General features: G+C 71.6%; 14 protein-coding genes. 6 read left to right on the top strand and 8 right to left on the bottom strand.

Going from position 1 to position 14407, the window contains the following annotated elements; all coding sequences use genetic code 11:
• Positions 1 to 126 precede the first annotated feature (126 nt).
• Positions 127 to 900 (bottom strand): hypothetical protein, encoded by a 774-nt coding sequence (locus KUG38_RS03820; RefSeq protein ID WP_216919147.1) that lies wholly within the window; start codon positions 898 to 900, stop codon positions 127 to 129.
• A gap of 364 nt (positions 901 to 1264) precedes the next feature.
• Here KUG38_RS03820 and KUG38_RS03815 point away from each other — a divergent pair, with 364 nt between their 5' ends.
• The 4 genes from KUG38_RS03815 to KUG38_RS03800 all read left to right on the top strand — a co-directional run bounded on the left by KUG38_RS03815 (position 1265) and on the right by KUG38_RS03800 (position 5023).
• Positions 1265 to 2158: a cytochrome c oxidase subunit II gene (locus tag KUG38_RS03815; RefSeq protein WP_216919145.1), complete on the top strand. Its 894-nt coding sequence runs from the start codon at positions 1265 to 1267 to the stop codon at positions 2156 to 2158.
• Between the two features lie 43 nt (positions 2159 to 2201).
• Positions 2202 to 3869, top strand: coding sequence for a cytochrome c oxidase subunit I (gene ctaD / locus KUG38_RS03810; protein ID WP_216919143.1), 1668 nt, complete (start codon positions 2202 to 2204; stop codon positions 3867 to 3869).
• 46 nt (positions 3870 to 3915) lie between these two features.
• Complete coding sequence (locus KUG38_RS03805) at positions 3916 to 4524, top strand: cytochrome c oxidase subunit 3 (RefSeq protein ID WP_216919141.1); 609 nt, start codon at positions 3916 to 3918, stop codon at positions 4522 to 4524.
• 121 nt (positions 4525 to 4645) lie between these two features.
• Positions 4646 to 5023 (top strand): AbrB family transcriptional regulator, encoded by a 378-nt coding sequence (locus KUG38_RS03800; RefSeq protein WP_216919287.1) that lies wholly within the window; start codon positions 4646 to 4648, stop codon positions 5021 to 5023.
• A 43-nt stretch (positions 5024 to 5066) separates the two neighbouring features.
• Here KUG38_RS03800 and KUG38_RS03795 read toward each other — a convergent pair whose 3' ends face one another.
• Both KUG38_RS03795 and KUG38_RS03790 read right to left on the bottom strand, forming a co-directional pair.
• On the bottom strand, positions 5067 to 5657 hold the full coding sequence (locus KUG38_RS03795) for an HdeD family acid-resistance protein (RefSeq protein ID WP_286195594.1): 591 nt from the start codon (positions 5655 to 5657) through the stop codon (positions 5067 to 5069).
• Between the two features lie 100 nt (positions 5658 to 5757).
• A complete protein-coding gene (locus KUG38_RS03790) occupies positions 5758 to 6396 on the bottom strand; it encodes a riboflavin synthase (RefSeq protein WP_216919139.1) in 639 nt (212 codons plus the stop codon).
• A gap of 69 nt (positions 6397 to 6465) precedes the next feature.
• Here KUG38_RS03790 and KUG38_RS03785 point away from each other — a divergent pair, with 69 nt between their 5' ends.
• Positions 6466 to 7017, top strand: a complete 552-nt coding sequence (locus KUG38_RS03785; RefSeq protein WP_216915913.1) for a bifunctional nuclease family protein — start codon at positions 6466 to 6468, stop codon at positions 7015 to 7017.
• A 16-nt stretch (positions 7018 to 7033) separates the two neighbouring features.
• Positions 7034 to 8173 carry an aldo/keto reductase gene (locus KUG38_RS03780; RefSeq protein WP_216919284.1) on the top strand — a complete coding sequence of 380 codons (1140 nt, stop codon included), beginning with the start codon at positions 7034 to 7036 and terminating at the stop codon, positions 8171 to 8173.
• A gap of 28 nt (positions 8174 to 8201) precedes the next feature.
• On the opposite strand, the gene KUG38_RS03775 is transcribed toward KUG38_RS03780, so the two are convergent.
• Genes KUG38_RS03775 through topA form a run of 5 tightly spaced genes read right to left on the bottom strand, consistent with a single transcriptional unit; the run spans position 8202 to position 14344 of the window.
• The gene (locus KUG38_RS03775; protein WP_216919137.1) at positions 8202 to 9224 is read right to left on the bottom strand and encodes a type 2 periplasmic-binding domain-containing protein; all 1023 of its coding nucleotides are present in this window, start codon (positions 9222 to 9224) and stop codon (positions 8202 to 8204) included.
• Entirely contained in the window at positions 9225 to 10358 is a 1134-nt protein-coding gene (locus KUG38_RS03770; RefSeq protein WP_286195593.1) for a nicotinate-nucleotide--dimethylbenzimidazole phosphoribosyltransferase family protein, read from the bottom strand.
• An 11-nt stretch (positions 10359 to 10369) separates the two neighbouring features.
• On the bottom strand, positions 10370 to 11026 hold the full coding sequence (locus KUG38_RS03765) for a DUF2232 domain-containing protein (RefSeq protein ID WP_159818450.1): 657 nt from the start codon (positions 11024 to 11026) through the stop codon (positions 10370 to 10372).
• A 4-nt stretch (positions 11027 to 11030) separates the two neighbouring features.
• A complete protein-coding gene (locus KUG38_RS03760; protein ID WP_216919133.1) occupies positions 11031 to 11555 on the bottom strand; it encodes a hypothetical protein in 525 nt (174 codons plus the stop codon).
• Positions 11555 to 14344: a type I DNA topoisomerase gene (gene topA / locus KUG38_RS03755; RefSeq protein ID WP_216919131.1), complete on the bottom strand. Its 2790-nt coding sequence runs from the start codon at positions 14342 to 14344 to the stop codon at positions 11555 to 11557. Before topA ends, KUG38_RS03760 begins: the two co-directional genes overlap by 1 nt.
• Positions 14345 to 14407: the final 63 nt, after the last annotated feature.

The raw sequence follows: 14407 nt of genomic DNA, 5'->3' as shown, positions 1-14407 counted from the left end.
GCTACAACGAACATGCGGCCGGCGAACGGCCCTATGCCCCATCAGCGGTGGCGGTCGCCGACGGGGATGGAACGGCAGGCACAGGCACCGGCCGGCAGGGAACGCGGGGCCTCTGGCCGTCCGGAGTCAGCGATGCGAGGGCTGGTGGCCCTCCCGATGGGCACGGGACAACGGCAAGGCCCTGGCTCTGGCGGGCCTGGTGTGGAAGCGGCCCAGGATCAGGGCAATCAGGATGGCGATGTACAGCTGTCCCGAAATCGTGATCACCACCGTGATCACCTGGCCGGTCACGTCGCTGCTGCGGAGCACCGCCGATCCCACGGTGGTCAGGATCATGAACGAGGCGGCCATCAGCGCCGGTGCCATCGCCACGGCGTCATCGTGGCGATCCTGAAGCGCCGGCAGGGCGGAAAGGTCGAAGGCGCCGGGGTGCAGAACCCACAGGGCCACCAGCATCACCCCGCCGGCAATCCCGACCAGTAGATAGCCGGAGGTGGCACCCATCACCACGGCCAGGGTCACGAAGGGCTCGCGCACCAGGGTCTTCACCTTGCGGATCAGCGCCACCAGAAAGAACAGCAGCCAGGCGATCACATGGGGCACCGTGACGAGGCGCCCCAGGGGTGGATCGAAGGCCAGGGCCAGATGCCACAGCACCTCCAGGGCGAGCGCCAGGCCACCGAGGCCGTAGAACAGGGGCCGGGTGCTGACCAGGGGGGAGTACCGCGTCACGGTGGTGATCAACACCACCGCCAGGCCGATCAGCAGCAGGGAGAGCAGCCAGGCGTGTGACTGACTGAACGGCAGCGCCAGGATCAGCAGGACCTCGGTGGCGAGGGTGAGGATGTAGCCGCGATGGCGGTGGCGGAGCCTCTGGATCTGCTCGTGGGTGAAGGGCATCGCAGCTCCGCTCAGGTGCAGCTCGGGGTGTGAGGAGCCTCGGAACCCCGGGATCCCGGCGACCGATCGCACCACAGCCGGGCATGGGTGAGATTCATGCTCGCAGTGACCTTCCGCCGCGGCAGCGGGCCCCGGACGGCAGGACGCCGCCGGGCAGCGGGGGCCCTGGCGGGCGCCTTGACGGGCCAGGAAGTGTGCAGGCCTTGAAAGATGTGCGAATCAGCACATCGCCCGAAGTGAATGTGAAATTTCTCCGAAATTGCTTCGCTGGTTACAACGAACGCGCGGCGCGCGAACGGCCGTCCATAAGCTGTTGGCCTCAGGGGCTCTCCACCCTCCAGAAAGCCGTCCCGCCGCCGTCCCCGTGCCGATTCCCTCCTCCCTGGTCACCCTGCTGGTGGGCATGGCGCTTGTCCTGTCCGGCCTCTGGGTGGGGTACAACGTCGACCTCCTGCCCCTCGACGCCAGCGCCAACGCGCCTGTCTACGACTCCCTGTTCCGGGTGCTGTTCAGCATCGGCACCATCCTGTTCCTGGGCATCGTCGGCCTGGTGGTGTTCAGCCTGGTGCGCTTCCGCCGCCGCAGCGGCGACCACACCGACGGGCTGGCGATCGAGGGAAATCTGCTGCTGGAGATCGTCTGGACCGCGATCCCGGCGATCGTCGTGCTGTTCGTCGGCATCTACAGCTACGACATCTACGAGCGCATGGGGGGCATGAGCAGCCTCAACGACCACTCCGCCATGCACCGGATGCCGTCGATGGAAACCATGGAGGCGTCCGTCACCACGGCAGACCCCGCCCTGGAGGCCTCGGCCCCTGTGAAAGCTCCCCGGGTCTGGGGCGGCATCGGCACGGCGGCCGGCGAAGCCAATGTCCTGCCGGTGGAGGTGACGGCCATGCAGTTCGCCTTCATCTTCCACTACCCGGAAGGGGACATCACCAGCGGTGAGCTGCATGTGCCCAACGGCCGGCCCGTGGAGCTGCGCATGAAGGCCAACGACGTGATCCACGCCTTCTGGGTGCCCCAGTTCCGCCTCAAGCAGGACGTGATCCCGGGCCAGCCCACCGTGCTCACCTTCACGCCCACCAAGGCGGGCAGCTACCCGATCATCTGCGCCGAGCTCTGCGGGCCGTACCACGGCGGCATGCGCTCCACCGTGGTGGTGCACGAGCCGGATGCCTATGACGCCTGGCTGCAGAAGAACAGTCCCGTGGCCGCCACGGTGGCCAGCGCCGCGGGCAACCCCACCGCCTGACGTCCCGACCCCGATTCCGACTCCGCCCGCACCCATCCGCCCGATGACCGTCGCCTCCCCCAACGACTTCCAGGAGAGCCTTCAGCCCCAGGGCTGGCTGCGCTACTTCAGTTTCAGCCTGGATCACAAGGTGATCGGGCTGCAGTACCTGGTGACCGGATTTCTCTTCTATTTCATCGGCGGGGCCCTGGCCGGCGTGATCCGCGCCGAACTGGCCAGCCCGATCTCGGATTTCGTCAGCCGGGAAACCTACAACGAAGTTCTCACCCTCCACGGGACCGTGATGATCTTCCTGTGGATCGTGCCGGTGGTGAACGGCGCCTTCGGCAACTACCTGATTCCCTTTTATGTGGGCGCCAGGGACATGGCCTTCCCCAGGCTCAACGCCGTGGCCTTCTGGATGATTCCGCCGGCAGGGATCCTGCTGATCGGCAGCTACTTCATCACCGGGGCGGCCCAGTCCGGCTGGACGGCCTACCCACCCCTGAGCATCACCACCCCGGCCCTGGGCCAGGTTGTCTGGATCGTCAGCGTGCTGCTTCTGGGGGGCAGCTCGATCTTCGGCGGCATCAACTTCATCGCCACCGTGCTCAAGCTGCGCCGGCCCGGCCTGAAGCTGATGCAGCTGCCCATGTACTGCTGGGCGATGCTCGGCACCAGCATCCTGGTGGTGCTCTCCACCCCCGTCCTGGCCGGCACCCTGCTGCTGCTGAGCTTCGACATCGTCGCCCACACGGGCTTCTTCAACCCGGCCCTGGGCGGGAATGTGGTGGTCTACCAGCACCTCTTCTGGTTCTATTCCCACCCGGCCGTCTACATCATGGTGCTGCCGGCCTTCGGGCTGGTGAGCGAGATCCTGCCCATCCACGCCCGCAAGCCCCTGTTCGGCTACACCACCATGGTGTATTCGATCCTGGCCATCGTGGTGCTGGGCCTGGTGGTCTGGGCCCACCACATGTTCACCAGCGGCACCCCGCCCTGGATGCGCCTGTTCTTCACGATCGCCACCTCCTTCATCGCGGTGCCTACGGGAATCAAGTTCTTCAACTGGCTCGCCACCCTCTGGGGCGGCAAGCTGGCCCTCAACAGCGCCATGCTGTTCTCCTGCGCCTTCATCGTCAATTTCGTCTTCGGGGGCATCACCGGAGTGGCCCTGGCCCAGGTGCCTTTCGATATCCATGTCCACGACACCTACTTCGTGGTGGGACACTTCCACTACATCGTCTATGGCGGCACGGTGTTCGTGATTTTCGCCTCGGTCTACCACTGGTATCCGAAGTTCACCGGCCGGATGCTTAACGAGGATCTCGGCCGGCTGCACTTCCTGCTCACCTTCATCGGCTTCAACCTCTGCTTCGCCCCCCAGCACTGGCTGGGCCTCAACGGCATGCCGCGCCGGGTGGCGGAGTACGACCCCAGCTTCACCACCCTCAACCAGATCAGCAGTGTGGGGGCCCTGCTGATGGCCGTCAGCAGCCTGCCCTTCCTCTACAACGTGATCGTCAGCGCCTTCCGCGGGAAGGTGGCCGGCGACAACCCCTGGAACGCCCTCACGCCGGAATGGCTCACCTCCTCGCCGCCGCCGGTGGAGAACTGGATCGGTGAGGCGCCGCTGGTGCAGCACCCCTACGGTTACGGGGTCGACGAAGACACCCTGAGCGTTCAGGCCGCCACCGGCCGGGACCTCTGGAGTGGCGCCGGCCGCCGCTGACCCTCTGCCCCGCCCTCTTCACCCCCTCCACCACCGTCCGGCCGCCATGACCAGCCTCGCCACCAGCAGCAGCGCCACCGCCGCCGAAGCGGCCGCCGCCGAGGCCCAGGGCGGCCATGCCGATCTCAGGCTCTTCGGCCTGGCCACGTTCCTGGTGGCCGACGGGATGACCTTCGCCGGCTTCTTCGCCGCCTATCTCACCTTCCGGGCGGTGAATCCCCTGCCGGCGGGCTCCACCTACGAGCTGGAACTGCTGCTGCCATCGATCAACACCATGCTGCTGCTGGTCAGCAGCTACACCTTCCACCGCTCCGGCCGCAATCTGCTGCTGGGTCGCATGGGGCCCTGTCGCAACTGGCTGCTGCTCACCGCGGCCCTGGGGGCGGCGTTTCTGGCCGGCCAGATGGTGGAGTACTTTACCCTCCCCTTCGGCCTCACCGACAACCTCTTCGCCAGCACGTTCTATGCCCTGACGGGCTTCCACGGCCTGCACGTCACCCTCGGTGTGATCTGCATCCTGCTGGTCTGGGTCCAGACCCGCAACGGGGGCCGCGTCACCAGTGCCGACCCCTTCGGCCTGGAGGCCGCCGAGCTCTACTGGCACTTCGTCGACGGCATCTGGGTGGTGCTTTACGGGATTCTTTACCTGCTCTGATTCGCTGACCGTTGCCCGTTCAGCACAACGATCGGCACAATTCATTCAGATGTCTCCGTCTGACCGGCTGATGGGTGCCCAGAAAGGACCAGCCAACGAGGACAGTCCAGCCGGCACCGTCATGCTGGAGGGCCAGGCCCTGCTGGAGCGGGCCCGTTCCCTCAGCAACCGGCCGGAGGAGCAGATCGCCCGGGCCTGCGGCTACGTGGGGCCGAGCGGACGGGTGCTCAGGAAGAACTTCTACCGCGCCCTGGTGGCTGCCAAGGGCTACCCCGTGCCGTCCAGCGCCGGCGGCGGCGGCTCGGCCGGGGTGGGCAAGGGGCGCCAGGCCGAGTTCCGCACCCGGGTCCACGGCAACGGCAACCTGCTGATCGGCCAGGCCTACACCCGGCGCATGGGGCTGGAGCCCGGCCAGGAGTTCCGGATCGAGATCCACAAGGAGACCGGGTCGATCTGGCTGCTGCCCCTCGACGGAGCGAGCACGGACGGCCCGTCCTGACGCCGGCTGCGAGCCTCCGGTGCCCCCCGTCCGGCTTGGGCCTTCAGTCCTGTTCGGGATGGAAGCTGGCGCTGAAGCGCAGCAGGTCGATGCCGCTGAACAGGAAGCTGATGCCCACCAGGGTGCCCACCACCCACAGCAGGCTCCAGAACTTCATGGTGAGGATCAGCAGCCCCAGGGCAAGGGTCACCAGGCCGTTCACCAGTCCCCAGCGCCAGCCGGCGATGTGACGGTGGGAGGTCGCCACCAGGACCTCCACCATCCCCTCCACCACGAACACCACGCCGATGGCCAGGGCCAGGCCCGCCATCGGAATCGCGGCCGCCGCCGGACCGGCCGCCATCTGCTGGATCATCCAGACCCCCAGCACCAGGAACAGGGTGGAGGTCACCAGGCGCCAGAAGGTGATCGCCCGGCTCAGGCCCGGGGAGCGCAGCAGGGAACTGATCCAGCCCACCAGGCCCCCCACCAGGAAGGCGATGGCCACCACGGCGGTGACCCACTTGGAGGCCAGCACGGGAAAGACCAGGGCCAGCACCCCCAGCACGATCAGCATCACCCCTTCGGCCAGGGTGAAGGCGCGCAGGGCCGCCCCCATCGCCTGGCGGGAGGAGCGGGCATCGGGGCTCAACATCGGCGCCGTTCGGACTGTGGCCAGCGTGACGGTGGCGCCCTCCACTGACAACGAGACGTGATCTGTCGCAGCATCGGCCGCGTCGCCCGTCCCGGCGCGCCTAGCCCCAGCCGTGTTCCGCCAGCCAGGCGGAGGAGAGGGTGGCCTGGGGCGGCGCCGCGGCAGGTCGCAGCAGCCGCTCGGTGTACTTGGCCAGCAGGTCGGCCTCCAGATTGACCGGGTCCCCCACGCGGCGCTCCGCCAGGGTGGTGCCGGTCCAGGTGGTGGGAATCACGGCGATCCAGAAGCGGCTGCCGTCGGGCTCACAGCCCGCCACCGTGAGGCTGATGCCGTCGAGGGCCACGCTCGCCTTCTCGCAGACGTAGCGCCCGTAGGCCGGATCCTGCCAGGCCACCTCCAGCCGCCAGGAGCCTGACTGCCGCTCGATGGCGGTGATCTCCCCGAGGCCATCAACGTGGCCGCTGACCAGATGGCCCCCGAGCCGGTCGGCCAGGCGCAGGGCCGGCTCCAGGTTGACCCGGCCAACGCTGGCGGCCCGCCCAGCCAGGGTGCTGCGGCCCAGGGTCTCCTCGCTGACGTCGGCCCGGAAGCCATCGGCCAGGAGTTCGGCCACCGTGAGGCAGACCCCGTCGACCGCGACGCTGACCCCCAGGGCCAGGGGGCCGAGGTCGGTGCGCACCCGCACACCGGCCGGACTCCGCTCCAGCCTGCCGATGGCCTGCACCAGTCCGGTGAACATCCCCTGAGGCGGCGGCACTGGCCATAATCGTTTCACGGGGACCAACACGCACGAGGGACGGGCCCGACCATGGTTGAAATGCGTGTCGCCGGGATCGCCCTGGATGCGGCCAGCCGCAGCCCCATCGTTCTGCTGCGGGACCCTTCCGGCCGCCGGCAGGTGCCGATCTGGATCGACCAGGCCCAGGCCCAGAACATCCTCTCGGGATTGAACCGGGAGCGGCCGCCCCGGCCCCTCAGCCACGACCTGATGGCCAGCCTGCTGGAGGCCGGTGGCCTGCGGCTGGAGCGGGTGATCATTCACACGATCGAGGACAACACGTTCCGGGCCGTCCTCAAGCTCCAGAACGGCACCGACCAGTTGCTGGAACTGGACGCCCGCCCCAGCGATGCCATCGCCCTGGCCCTGCGCACCGACAGCGGCATCTGGATGCTCGAGGAGGTGGTCGCCGACGCGTCGATTCCCGTGGATGCGGAGGCCGATGCCGAAGATCAGGAGGATTTCCGCCGCTTCCTGGAGCGCACCACCCCGGCCGACCTGATCCGCCACATCGGGCGCACCGTCGCCGAGGCCGATCCGGGCCCGGAGGACGGCCCCGAGGCCGGCGCCCCTGGCCTCTGAGCCGCCGGTGACGCCGCTGGCGGCGGCACGGCGGCCCTTCGGACGGGGGCGGCCGGTGTCGACCTTCACCCTCGGCACGATGCGGGCCCTCGACTCCCCGGCGGTGATGGAGGCGGTGCTGGACGCGGCCGTGGCGGCGGGCATCAACCACATCGAGACGGCCCCCGCCTACGGCCCCGCCGAGGCCTTTCTCGGTCGGGCCCTCGAGCGGCTGGGGGAGCGGGATCCCGCCGGCCGGGCGGCCCTGGTGCTGACCAGCAAGCTGCTGCCGGGAGCGGCCCTGGAGGACGGCCGGGCCCAGCTGCGGGCCTGCCTGCGGCGACTGGGGGTCGAACGGCTCGACAACCTGGCGGTGCACGGCCTCAACCGGCCGGAGCATCTGACCTGGGCCCTCTCGGGGCCGGGTGCCGACCTGCTGGCCTGGGCCACGGGAGAGGGGCTGGTGGGGCAGGTGGGCTTCAGCAGCCATGGCGACACGGCCCTGATCGAGGCGGCCCTGGAAACCGGCCGCTTCGGCTTCTGCAGCCTGCATGTGCACCTGTTCGACCAGGAGCGGCTGCCCCTGGCCCGGGCCGCCCTGGCGGCGGGGATCGGTGTGATGGCCATCTCCCCGGCCGACAAGGGCGGCCGTCTCCATGACCCACCCGCTGAGCTCGTCGCCGACTGCGCCCCCTTCGCACCGCTGGAGCTGGCCTACCGCTTCCTGCTGGCCGAGGGGATCAGCACCCTCACCCTGGGGGCCGCCGTGCCGGAGGATCTGGCCTGGGCGGTGCGGCTGGCCGACGCCGGCACCACCAGCGACGGGCGGGACCTGGCGGCGGCCCTGGCCCGCCTGGAGGCGGCCGGGAGGGAGCGGCTCGGGGCCGACCGCTGCGGCCAGTGCCGCCAGTGCCTGCCCTGCCCCAACGCCGTGCCGATTCCTGCCCTGCTGCGGCTGCGCAACCTGGCGGTGGGCCATGGCATGGAGCCGTTCGCCACGGAGCGCTACAACCTGATCGGCCGGGCCGGCCACTGGTGGGAAGCGGTGGATGCCTCCGCCTGCGGCCGCTGCGGCGCCTGCCTGCCCCGCTGTCCCCTGCAGCTGCCCATCCCCGACCTGCTGGCGGACACCCACCGCCGGCTGGCGGCCGCCCCGCGACGGCGCCTGTGGGGCTGAGCCCGCTCAGATAGCTGCTCGGATGGGTTCAGGCGGCGGGATCCGGGGCGGCCCCATCCCAGAGCCGCTGCAACGCGGTCCGCTCGGCGGCGGTGAGGGGGGCCAGGCTGAAGCAGCGCTCCAGCACCGGCTGGGGGGGCAGCAGCAGGGCGGCGACGGCCGCCGGGAAGTCCGCCAGGGCCCGCTGCAGCTGCTCCCTGGGCAGGGGCGGCACCCAGCCGCCCGCCAGCAGGGCCGGCAGCAGGGGGGGCTCCAGGGCCTCCCCCAGCCACTCCAGGGGCGGCTCCGGGTGGGGCCCGGCCGGCCGCAGCAGCAGGTTCCAGGTGAGGGGGGCGCCGCTCTCGGGCAGCAGCACCTGCAGCCGGGGATCCCGGCGCAGCAGGCCCACCACCCGCTGGCGGGGCAGCACGGCGGCCTCGGCCTCGCCGGTGAGCAGCAGGCTGAGCCCGTCCCGCTCGTCGTAGGCCAGGGCGGCGCGCCGCAGCCGCCGCAGGCGCTCCGGGTCCTCGCCGGCCAGGGCGATCGTCACCCGGGGGGAGGAGGGCAGCACCAGACGGCCGGCCAGGCTGGGGTCAAGCAGCAGATCCCAGCCCTCGGCCCGGCGCCGGGCCAGGTCGGGGCGGCTGCGCAGCACCAGGACCCAGGGGCCGTAGGACCAGGGGAAGGCCAGGGGGCCGGCGCCGGGCGGTCCATGGAGGCGGGCCAGCGGGGCCGCCATCGGCGCCAGCCGCTCGACCAGGGCCGGGGTGCCGATGGGCTGGAGGTCGGCGGGACTGAGCTCGGTGGCCCAGCCATCGCTGAGCTGCAGCAGACCCGTCAGGGGAGCGGCCGCCCGGGCCAGCACCTGGGCGGGATCCTCCAGGAGCTGGCTGCGCCAGGGCTTGGGCAGGCGCCGGGCCCAGGCGGCGGGCAGGTCGCCGCGGCTGGCCAGCAGCAGCGTCTCCTGGCGGTCACAGCCGGCCAGCAGGGTGAGGGCGGAGGCGGCACCGAGACGCAGCAGGGTGCGGCGGCTGAGGGCCGGGGTCGGCGGTGGGGAGAAGGGGGCACCCATCTAGCGGACCGTAGGCGGCGGCGGCCCCAGCAGGGTGGCGCAGGCCTGGTCGCAGAGGCGGGCGAGGGCCGGGGCGGGACGGCCGCTGAGCTGCCAGAGCAGGGCCAGGCCCCCCGCCCCCACGCCCTCCTTCACATAGCCGTTCTCGTAGGCCGCCAGGGCCGGGTGGCAGGGCTCGGGGAAGCGCAGGTCGGCCGCGAAGGCCAGGGGCTCCACCCCCCAGCGGGCGCCGATGCGCTGCAGCAGCAGGGCCAGGTCGCTGTCGGCCTCATGGGCCACCCAGGCCGTCGTGCCCACGGCCGCGGCGGCGGCGACCGCCGGGCGCAGGGTGGGGGGCGCCAGGGCCAGGGCCAGGGCCAGCACCGCCGCCATCTGGCTGCCCCCCGCCAGCAGCACGGACCGGCCGGCGGCGGCGGCGGCCAGCACCATGGCGGCGGCCAGGGGCTGCATCGGATCCCCCACGGCGGCGGCCACCCGCAACGCAGCGCCGTCACCGCCCTCCAGGCCCGCCGCGCCCAGCCCCTGTGCCACCAGGGCCGCCTTGCGGCCATGGTCGGGGTGGCGCAGGCTGCCGCTCACCAGCCCATCGGCCGCCACCCCCAGGCCCGTCAGCACCGCCAGGGCGGTGCTGGTGCCACCGGGCACGCATTCCGCCAGCAGCAGGGGGCGCCCCGCCGCCAGGCGCTCGCCCCAGCGGCGGCCCAGGGCCAGCAGGGCCTCCAGCCGCCCCGGATCGAGGGCCGCCCCCCCGCTCAGGCAGCGGGCCGGCCCGGCCCCCGCCGGTCCCGGCAACCGCAGGTGGGGCACCGCCGGGGCCACCGGGCAGCCGAGGTCGACCACCAGGGGAACCAGGCCCAGCTCCCGGAGCACCACATGGCTGATCAGGGCGGGGGACACGCCGGCGGGCAGGGGCGGCAGGGCATGGGGGCGCTCAGCGGCGGGGCCCAGCAGCAGCAGCTCGGCATCGGCCGCCGCCGTGCGGCGGCGGGAGGCGGGGGTGGCACCCGCGGCGGAGATGCCAGGGACAGCAGCCGTGTCCGTGCCCGCCAGCAGGACCAGCACCTCCGCCTCGCGCCACCCCTGCCGCCAGGGTCGGCCCCAGGCCTCGGCGGCAGCGGCGGAACCGGTGATCAAGCCCGGCAGGCTCAAAGGGGGTCGAGGGCCACCAGGCCGCGCAGGGCCGGCGGCGGCTCGCTGATGGGCTGGTCGAGCCGGGGGAAGATCCAGTAGGCCACGGCGTGGAGGGCCAGCACCACGATCAGGTTCTGGAGCAGCACCAGCAGCAGGGCAGCGACCTGCACCTGGTCCAGGTCGAACCCGCCCGCCAGACCCACCACCCCCGCCAGCCGGTCCAGCAGGTTGGCCGCGGCGGTGGTGATCACCACCCAGAGGTTCTCCCCCACCAGCACCGAGAGCACGGCCACCCGCACCAGGAAGCCGGCGGCGCCGATCAGGCCGCCCACCCCCAGGGTGAGCCACCAGCTGCTGCGGCGACGCCAGCCCCAGCCCAGCCAGAGGGAGAGCAGGCCGTAGGGGAACAGCACCAGGGGGCCGCGGATCGGCCCCATCAGGGCCACCAGCAGCAGGGTCGTCACCACCACGCCCTCGAGGGCACAGCGCCAGCCATGGCGGAGCTGCAGCAGGGCCAGGGGCAGGGGCAGGGCCAGGCGGAACAGGGGGCTGCCCACCGGCAGGTAGTAGAGCGCCACCCAGAGCAGGGCGGTGGCGGCCGCCAGGTAGGCGGTGTCCATCAGCTGGCGCGCCTGGCGATGGCTCAGCTGGCGCCGGAGGGGAGGGGTCATCGGGTCAGCGCGGCGCCGGCGCCGGTCGGGAGGTGGCGGGGGCGGCGCCGTTGGCGGTGCCCGCAGGGGCGGCGGGGCTTTCGGCGGCCCCGGAGCCGGCCGAGGGCATGCGCTCGATCGTCTCCACCTCGAAGGGCACGCCGGCGGCCCGCAGGGCCCTGGTGACCACCTCGGCCGGGGCGGAGGGATCCGCCTGGGGAAGCCGGATGGTGACGCGGTAGGGGGCGGGCCGAACGGCCGGGGCCGCGGGGGCCACCGGGAGGGATCCGGCCGCCTGGCCGGCCGGCGTGGTCGCAGCTGTCGCCGGAGGCTCCTTGCCGGCCGCAGGCTTCGGGGCGGCCGGGGTGGGGGCCGGCGTGGCCGGGGCGGTGGTGCGGCTCACGGGTGCCGGGGCGGCGGGAGCCGCTGGAGCGCGCGAGAAACTGCGGGAGAGGGCGTCGCCGAAGGGCGTGCCGCCGCAGGCGGAGAGCAGCAGGGGCAGGGTCAGCAGGGGTCCCGCCAGCAAAAGGGGGGGGCGGGGATGGGCCATCAGCTGGCCGCGGGCTTGATCACCCGCACGGAGCTGGCCCGCAGGCGACCGGACTTGGTGGTGGCGGGGGGCTTCTTGGCGGCGGCGGTGGTGGTGCCGGTGGCCTTGGCGGCCGCGCTCCTGGTGGAGGGGGCCTTGGCGGCGGCGGTCTTGGTGGTTCCTGTCTTGGCGGCGGACTTCCTGGCGGCGGGCTTGGCGGCCGCCTTGGTGCCGGCCCGGGCCCGGGACGCCCCCTTGCCGCTGGCGGCCTTGGCGGCCAGCAGCTCCACCGCCTGCTCCAGGCTGATGGTGTCGGCGGTGGTGCCCTCCGGCAGGGAGGCGTTCACCTTGCCCTGCTTGACGTAGAGGCCGTAGGGACCGTCGAAGAGCTGGATGGCCTCCTCGGAGCCCTCGGGCACGCCGAGATCCTTGAGAGCGGTGCGGCCACCGCGGCCCTTCTTGGGCATGGCCAGCAGCTCCAAGGCCCGGCTCAGCCCCACGGCCAGCACGTCGTCATCGGCCTTGAGGGAGCGGTAGTCCTTCTCGCCCTTGCCCTTGTCGTGGACCACATAGGGACCGAAGCGCCCCAGCCCGGCCTGCACCTTGCCGCCGTCGGGGTGCTCGCCCAGGTGGCGGGGCAGCCGCAGCAGCCCCAGGGCGTCCTCGAGGCTGAGATCCTCGGGCTTGACGCCCTTGGGCAGGGAGGCGCGCTTGGGCTTGGGCACCTCCTCGCTCACCTGGCCGCGCTGCACGTAGGGGCCGTACTGGCCGAACAGCAGATAGACCTGCTCGCCGGTCTCGGGATCTTCGCCGAGGGACTCGGGGCCTTCGGCCTTCTGGCGCAGCAGCAGCTCGGCCTTCTCGGCGTCGAGATCGGCCGGGGTGATCTCCTGGGGCAGGGTGGCCTTGAGCAGCTCCTCGCTGCCGTCGTCCGCCACCCGCTTGGTCTCCAGGTAGGCGCCGAAGCGGCCGATGCGCACCACGCAGGGGAGGCCCTCCAGCACCACCGTGCGGGAGATGCCGGGGTCGATGTCGCCCTCCCGCTGCTGCACCTGGGTCTCCAGGCCCTTCTCCCCCTTGTAGAAGCCCTCCAGGTAGGGCAGCCAGGACACCTTGCCCGTGGAGATCTCGTCGAGGGTGTGCTCCATCTTCGAGGTGAAGGCCGTGTCCACCAGGTCGGGGAAGTGCTCCTCCAGCAGGGCCGTCACGGCGAAGGCCGTGAAGCTGGGGGTGAGGGAGTTGTTCTGCAGGGTGGCGTAACCCCGGTCGACAATGGTGCCGATGATGCTGGCGTAGGTGGAGGGGCGGCCGATGCCCTCCTTCTCCAGGGTCTTGACCAGGGCCGCCTCGCTGTAGCGGGCCGGTGGCTGGGTCTGGTGGCCGAGGGCCTCGACGCCCCGGCAGAGGGGCGCGTCACCGACGGCGAGCGAGGGCAGCAGCACCTCCTGGCCCTCCAGGGCCGCATCGGGGTCGTCGCTGCCTTCCACGTAGGCGCGGAAGAAGCCGGCGAAGTCGATGCGCTTGCCGCTGGCCCGGAAGGTGGCACCCGCCGCCTCGATGTCGACGGCCAGCAGGGTGAGCCGGGCATCGGCCATCTGGCTGGCCACGGTGCGCTTCCAGATGAGTTCGTAGAGCGCAAGGTCACGGCCGTCGAGGCCGGTGTCCTTCGGCGTGCGGAAGCTCTCGCCGGCGGGCCGGATCGCCTCGTGGGCCTCCTGGGCGTTGCGGGCCTTGGTGCTGAACTGGCGCGGCGCCGGGCTGAGGAACTCCTTGCCGTACATGGCGCCGACGCAGTTGCGGGCCGCCGTCAGGGCCTGGTCGGAGAGGTGCACCGAATCGGTGCGCATGTAGGTGATGAAGCCGCGCTCGTAGAGGGCCTGGGCCGTGCGCATGGTGTCGCGGGCCGAGAGCCGCAGCTTGCGGTTGGCCTCCTGCTGCAGGGTGCTGGTGGTGAAGGGGGGCACGGGCTTGCGCACCGTGGGCTTCTCCTCCACCGCCGCCACCCGCCAGGGGGAGGTTTCCACGGCGGCCTTGAGGGCGGCCGCCTCGGCCTCGCTGAGGAGCTTCACCTTGCTGCCGGGCTTGAGGCCGCCGGTGGTCTCGTCAAAGTCGGAGCCGCCGGCGATGCGCTCGGCCCCCACGTGGGTGAGCTTGGCCTCGAAGGGCGAGGCCGTCTGCTCCAGACGGGCCTTGAGATCCCAGTAACTGCCGCTGCGGAAGGCGCGGCGGGCCCGCTCGCGCTGCACCAGCAGCCGCACCGCCACCGACTGCACCCTGCCGGCGGAGAGGCCCCAGGCCACTTTCTTCCAGAGCAGGGGCGAGAGGGTGTAGCCCACCAGCCGATCGAGGATGCGGCGGGTCTCCTGGGCATGGACCAGCTCCATGTCCAGGTCGCGGGTCTGGTCGAGGGCGCGGCCGATCGCCTCCTTGGTGATCTCGTGGAACACCATCCGCTTCACCGGCACCTTCGGCCCCAGGAGCTGGAGCAGGTGCCAGCTGATGCTCTCGCCTTCGCGGTCCTCGTCCGTGGCCAGCAGCAGCTGGTCGGCGTCCTTGAGGGCGTCCTTGAGCTCCTTGACCACCTTTTTCTTGTCCTTCGGCACCACGTAGAGGGGTTCGAAGCCGTTGGCGGTGTTGACGCCGAGGTTGGCCCACTTCTCGCCCTTGTGGGCGGCAGGAATTTCGCTGGCGTTGTTGGGAAGATCGCGCACGTGGCCCATCGACGCCTCCACCCGGAAGGTCTTGGGCAGGAACGCCCGGATGGTGCGGGCCTTGGTGGGGCTCTCGACGATGACCAGGGTGTGGGCCACGGGAAGGCGCGATACCGCTTCCTTCTTTATCGCATCGGGCGACCCAGCGGGTATCCGGGCACC

Origin of the sequence: Synechococcus sp. CCAP 1479/9 (assembly GCF_019038535.1) — a bacterium.
Taxonomy (GTDB): Bacteria; Cyanobacteriota; Cyanobacteriia; order PCC-6307; family Cyanobiaceae; genus Cyanobium.
This window is presented reverse-complemented; position numbering and strand designations above follow the sequence as displayed.

Excerpts from the sequence above, each read along its gene's own strand:
- KUG38_RS03820 (WP_216919147.1), bottom strand. The coding sequence starts at position 900 with ATGCCCTTCACCCACGAGCAGATCCAGAGGCTCCGCCACCGCCATCGC.
- ctaD (WP_216919143.1), top strand. The coding sequence starts at position 2,202 with ATGACCGTCGCCTCCCCCAACGACTTCCAGGAGAGCCTTCAGCCCCAG.
- KUG38_RS03805 (WP_216919141.1), top strand. The coding sequence starts at position 3,916 with ATGACCAGCCTCGCCACCAGCAGCAGCGCCACCGCCGCCGAAGCGGCC.
- KUG38_RS03800 (WP_216919287.1), top strand. The coding sequence starts at position 4,646 with ATGCTGGAGGGCCAGGCCCTGCTGGAGCGGGCCCGTTCCCTCAGCAAC.
- KUG38_RS03795 (WP_286195594.1), bottom strand. The coding sequence starts at position 5,657 with ATGTTGAGCCCCGATGCCCGCTCCTCCCGCCAGGCGATGGGGGCGGCC.
- KUG38_RS03790 (WP_216919139.1), bottom strand. The coding sequence starts at position 6,396 with ATGTTCACCGGACTGGTGCAGGCCATCGGCAGGCTGGAGCGGAGTCCG.
- KUG38_RS03785 (WP_216915913.1), top strand. The coding sequence starts at position 6,466 with ATGGTTGAAATGCGTGTCGCCGGGATCGCCCTGGATGCGGCCAGCCGC.
- KUG38_RS03775 (WP_216919137.1), bottom strand. The coding sequence starts at position 9,224 with ATGGGTGCCCCCTTCTCCCCACCGCCGACCCCGGCCCTCAGCCGCCGC.
- KUG38_RS03765 (WP_159818450.1), bottom strand. The coding sequence starts at position 11,026 with ATGACCCCTCCCCTCCGGCGCCAGCTGAGCCATCGCCAGGCGCGCCAG.
- KUG38_RS03760 (WP_216919133.1), bottom strand. The coding sequence starts at position 11,555 with ATGGCCCATCCCCGCCCCCCCCTTTTGCTGGCGGGACCCCTGCTGACC.